At 28.0% G+C, this 2,637-nt stretch carries 2 protein-coding genes and 1 tRNA gene; all 3 read right to left on the bottom strand.

Features of this window, described 5'->3' with window-relative positions; genetic code table 11:
- Positions 1–393 precede the first annotated feature (393 nt).
- Positions 394–1,539: an alanine--glyoxylate aminotransferase family protein gene (locus B3630_RS09680; RefSeq protein WP_346897644.1), complete on the bottom strand. Its 1,146-nt coding sequence runs from the start codon at positions 1,537–1,539 to the stop codon at positions 394–396.
- A 78-nt stretch (positions 1,540–1,617) separates the two neighbouring features.
- Positions 1,618–2,367: a 5'/3'-nucleotidase SurE gene (gene surE / locus B3630_RS09675; protein ID WP_346897642.1), complete on the bottom strand. Its 750-nt coding sequence runs from the start codon at positions 2,365–2,367 to the stop codon at positions 1,618–1,620.
- A 188-nt stretch (positions 2,368–2,555) separates the two neighbouring features.
- Positions 2,556–2,631 (bottom strand) — tRNA-Ala (locus tag B3630_RS09670).
- Between the last annotated feature and the right edge of the window lie 6 nt (positions 2,632–2,637).

Here is a 2,637-nt window from a genome sequence, read left to right as displayed (position 1 = left end):
ATAATCTCTTATCTGTCAACAAATTTTTAAGAAGCTTTTTCTTAAGTTTTTGTTTTTTCTTACCGCATCTCTCAGCGACAAGATTTATCTTACCATACTTATTACATCATATGTAATATTAGTTTTTTATAATTATAGTTTATTTAAGTATATCTTCATATTTCTTGAATTTACTTTTATTTTCTTATACTGATACACATGGTATAGTATACTAAAGCAAAAATAACTTATACTAATATTTAGTCTGTATATCCGAAGTATACTACGTTAAAATGAATAAATATTCGTTATATTAACTAGTTACTAATCTTCCTAATATTCCATTAAAAATATCCTTTTTATAATAATATAAGACCAATTAACTACTTTTATAATTAATTAGCCTCTTTTACATTATAATATAATGTACTTATTAAATTCTTCTATTATATTAACTTTCGATTTATATCCTAATTCATTTAAAGATTTATCTAACGTATTTAAAACAAATAAAATTTTATCTATCCTACAGTTTTCTCCCATATGACCAATTCTAATAACTTTATTCTCAAGATAATCAAATGACCCTGAAATTAATAGATTATAATTATCTCTCATATAATTAATTAACTTATTTACTTCTATTCCTCTAGGTGGTTCCACTACTGTAACTGTAGATGAAAAGCCACTATCTAAATATAACTTCAACCCATAGCTAGTTAATGCATTTCTAATAGCTACAGCAATATTTTTATGTCTATTGTATACATTCTCTATTCCTTCTTCAAGTATATTATCTATAGCAACTCTAAGTCCATATATATCACTTATTGGCATAGTATATGGAAACCATTTTTTATTATAATATCCCTTCCATATAGTTAAGTTACAATAAAATCCTACAATCGGAGTATTTCTTATTCTCATAGCTTTATCCGCATCGTCACTAACCGTAACAATAGTTAATCCTGGTGGAGCTGAAAAAGCTTTTTGAGAACCTCCTAATGCAATATCTATATCCCACTCATCTACATTTATAGGTTCTCCTCCCATAGCTGCAACACTATCTACAACTGTTAATATTCCATATTGTTTAATCATTGGACAAATTTTACTTATATCATTAAGCACTCCTGATGGTGTATCGCAATGAACTATAGTTGCATATTTAAAATTACTATCTTTATCAAGGAATTGTCTTAAATGCTCCACATTTACTTCTCTTTTTCTATCAACAGAATAAAATACAGGTATTCCTCCATATATTTTCACAAAATCAGCAAAGCCTTCACCAAATACTCCATTATCAATAATTAGTACTCTATCCCCTAGTTCTGTAAGTGATGCACAAGCAGCTTCCAATCCTAGTATACCTTCACCACTTAATATAAACACATCCTTTTCAGTATTTAGTACTTTCCCAATTTTACTGCAAGTTTCTCTATAAAAATCATAAAAATCCTTATCTAAATCTGGATTAGTAGTTTCAATAGCCCTAGCCAATCTAACATTTTCTCTTACATTAGTAGGTCCTGGTGTAAATACATATGGTTTATTCATCATTTCATCCCCTATTCATGTCTTTAATATTACTAATTAATCACAATATTTAAAATAAAAACTTTGTTAATTTCCAATTTATGTTTTTAACATATTTTCCATTTTTGTTATTAATTTAAAATTAGTTAAGTCATAATGTAGTGGTGTAACTGTTATATATCCTTCTTTAATCATGTCTACATCAGTATTATCTTGCATTGCATCATCCGGTGCACCAGTTATTTTATATACTACATTATCGTCACTTTTCTCTACTTCAACATATACATTATTATAATTTCTTTCACCTATTTTACATACCTTTAATCCCTTTAATTTATCTTTACTTATGGATGGAATATTTACATTTAGTACTGTGTTTCCAATTTTCTCACTTCTAATTTTATTTAATATTTTTTCTGCATAATCTGCAGCAATTTCATAACTTTCTTCATTCCCATCACAAGATAATGCAATTGCTGGGGTATTATTTAATGCTCCTTCAACTGCTGCAGACACAGTCCCTGAATATATTACATCGGTGCCTAAATTAAATCCATCATTTATTCCTGATACTACTATATCTATTTTTTTACTAGCAATAGTAGTTATTGCAATTTTTGTACAATCTACAGGTGTACCACTTACACTAAAACATGGAGCATTTACACCTTCTATTTTTTCTTTTTTTACAATAAGAGGATTCATTAATGTTATGGAATGACTGCTAGCACTTTTTTGACTATCAGGTGCTACTACCAATATATTGTGTGCATTTTGAAGTCTCTGTGCAATAATCTGTATACCTTTTGCCGTAATTCCATCATCATTGGTTATTAATATATTCATAATTATATAAAATAGAGAAATTTATATTCTCTATTTTCCCTCCTTCCATTTATCTAAAATCTTATTAAATAATTAATTCACCCAAAAAGAAATACTATCTACTTTTTTATTTTAACATACTAAGGAGAAAGTTTATCTTAAAATATTATAAAATTATATAAAAAAAGACACTGCATATACAGTGTCTTTGGTGGAGATAAAGGGATTCGAACCCTTGACCCCCTGCGTGCAAGGCAGGTGCTCTCCCAACTGAGCTATACCCCCAAATAT

Source organism: Clostridium sp. UBA7503 (assembly GCF_002477055.1).
Taxonomy (GTDB): domain Bacteria; phylum Bacillota; class Clostridia; order Clostridiales; family Clostridiaceae; genus Clostridium_J; species Clostridium_J sulfidigenes.
The sequence above is the reverse complement of the archived record's forward strand: the minus strand, read 5'-3'. Positions and strand labels throughout refer to the sequence as shown.

Excerpts from the sequence above, each read along its gene's own strand:
- B3630_RS09680 (WP_346897644.1), bottom strand. The coding sequence starts at position 1,539 with ATGAATAAACCATATGTATTTACACCAGGACCTACTAATGTAAGAGAA.
- surE (WP_346897642.1), bottom strand. The coding sequence starts at position 2,367 with ATGAATATATTAATAACCAATGATGATGGAATTACGGCAAAAGGTATA.